Here is a 2,078-nt window from a genome sequence, read left to right as displayed (position 1 = left end):
GTACGCTCACTCTCCAGGACTTTACCCTACGAATACTTGCTCTACAGTCCCAAAATCTCCCGTCGCAACGATGGACGATTACGCGATCGCGATTTAAAGAAATACCAGCACATCGAAGTAGGCGGCTGGTGGTGCAGTGGCGTTGACCCACTCAACAACTACGTCCTAATGATGTGGGGCTGCTTCAAACCCGACCATCCCCGACGCGACCGCCAAAAGATCCACAAGTTCATCAAGTACGAACACCCATACAGAGAAGAGACACGCGCTTTTTTCCTCTTAGTACCGAATCGCATCTGGGTGAAAGTCTCCAATCGTAGCGGCATCCCCATTACTGAAGAAGATTTGCAGCATCCTGGCGGTTTCTGGCACTGGGTTTGGCGGCATAACGTACCTGTGACAATTGTAGAAGGTGTCAAAAAAGCGGGGGCATTACTAACTGCGGGTTATGCTGCGATCGCTATCCCCGGTGTCAACGCTGGATACCGCACACCGCAAGATGAGTATGGTACAGCTAATGGCAAACCATACCTCATCCCAGACTTGAAACATTTTGCAACACAGGGGAGACAGGTTAACATCTGCTTTGACCAAGATAATAAGCCCGAAACTGTACAGCGAGTCAGAACCGCTATCAGTCGCATGGGTCGGTTGCTAGTAAATGAGGGCTGTTCGCTACGAGTGATTGATTTACCATTAGGGGCAGAGAAAGGGGTTGATGATTTTATCGTTGCCAAAGGGCGGGAAGCTTTTGACGCGCTCTACAATACTGCTGTTGCTTTGGAGTTGTGGGAAATCAAGCTGTTTACTCTGCTGACTTATCCCCCGTCCATCGCTCTCAACCAAAGATTCCTGGGTCAGTTGCTCGTCCCCGAAGGCGAAAAACTGATTGTTCTCAAAGCGCCTAAAGGTACTGGCAAAACCGAATGGCTAGCAACTGAGGTGGCGAAAGCACACGACCAAGAGAGACGGGTATTAATTATCACCCATCGCATTCAACTAGGTGAGGCGTTGTGTAATCGCTTCGGTGTTAACTATGTTACCGAAGTCCGCACGAATGAAACAGGCACATTGTTGGGATATGGGGTGTGTGTTGATTCGCTACATCAGGAGAGTCAAGCCCGATTCAACCCTAACGACTGGGCAAATGATGTGATTATTATTGACGAGTGTGACCAAGTTTTCTGGCATTTGCTTAACTCTGGTACGGAAGTGCAAAAACGCCGTGTATCCGTTCTCAAAAACCTCAAACAACTGGTACAGAATGTTTTGGGCAGCAGTCAGGGAAAGATTTATCTGTTTAGTGCGGATGTCTCAGACACTGATGTGAAGTATGTTTTGTCACTCGCTGGTGAATATCGAGTTAATCCCTTCGTTATCGTCAACAACTATCGGCACGTATCTGGCAATTGTTACAACTACTCTGGCAGTAACCCGAAGAATCTCATCGCCGCACTAGACAAAGCGATAGTCTTCAGGGGGCATCATTTACTCTGTTGCTCTGCTCAAAAGGCAAAATCCAAATGGGGAACCCAAGCACTTGAAGAACGGTTTCGTCGCAAGTTCCCACACTTGCGGATTCTGCGAATTGACAGCGAATCAGTTGCTGGCCCCTCACAGGAAGCTTTCGGTTGTATCGCTCACCTGAACGAAATTCTCACCCAGTATGATTTGGTTATCGCCTCTCCAAGTTTAGAAACTGGGGTATCCATCGACATTCGAGGGCATTTCAGTGCTGTTTGGGGGATTTTTCAGGGAGTGCAGCCGATTAACTCCGTGCGTCAGATGTTGGCAAGGGTTAGGGAAACAGTTGACCGTCATATCTGGATCAGAGAATGGGGGATGTCGGTTGTGGGCAATGGTTCCACATCCATCGGAGGATTGCTCAGAAGTCAACACGTCGCCACACAAGCTAATATTGCGCTGTTGTCGGCGGCGGACAATGACGACTATAGCTCAATACGGTTCAGTTAAGGCTCAAAGTCATGTAAATTAGGCATTGTTCCGAAGAATGGAAATTAAGTGTCGTGCATCTGAGGGATTTTTCATTGGTGTCTCCTGAGATACAAAATACTGAC

The 2,078-nt window shown here is 48.1% G+C and carries 1 protein-coding gene; it reads left to right on the top strand.

Features of this window, described 5'->3' with window-relative positions:
* On the top strand, positions 1-1,974 hold a 1,974-nt coding region (locus tag H6G97_RS50410; RefSeq protein ID WP_338422034.1), incomplete at its 5' end, for a plasmid replication protein, CyRepA1 family.
* Positions 1,975-2,078 lie beyond the last annotated feature (104 nt).

Origin of the sequence: Nostoc flagelliforme FACHB-838 (assembly GCF_014698065.1) — a bacterium.
Classification (GTDB): Bacteria; Cyanobacteriota; Cyanobacteriia; order Cyanobacteriales; family Nostocaceae; genus Nostoc; species Nostoc flagelliforme_B.
This window is presented reverse-complemented; position numbering and strand designations above follow the sequence as displayed.